At 51.7% G+C, this 271-nt stretch carries 1 protein-coding gene; it reads left to right on the top strand.

From position 1 onward, the window contains the following. A partial coding sequence (locus SB756_RS30250; RefSeq protein ID WP_410913258.1) for a hypothetical protein occupies positions 1-271 on the top strand: 271 nt, incomplete at both ends.

Below are 271 nucleotides of genomic sequence, written 5' to 3'. Positions count from 1 at the left end.
GAAATGCAAATGCAGCCGCAGGAGCAGCAAACGGCAAGGCTTATCGTCGCCAGCCTGCTTAGCCACTGCCGCGATTTGCTTGGCAGCCAAATCCAGACCGCCTCACGCAGCCAGGCACTATTTGAAGCTATTCGCGATTATATCGACGAACGCTATGCCTCCGCGCTTACCCGCGAATCTATTGCGCAGGCGTTTTATATTTCGCCAAATTACCTCTCGCACCTGTTTCAAAAAACGGGGGCCATTGGTTTTAACGAATACCTGAATCACA

The sequence above is a fragment of the Pseudomonas sp. SIMBA_068 genome, assembly GCF_046534705.1.
GTDB lineage: Bacteria > Pseudomonadota > Gammaproteobacteria > Pseudomonadales > Pseudomonadaceae > Aquipseudomonas > Aquipseudomonas putida.
Note: the sequence above shows the minus strand (reverse complement) of the source record. Positions and strands in the feature narration are given on the sequence as shown.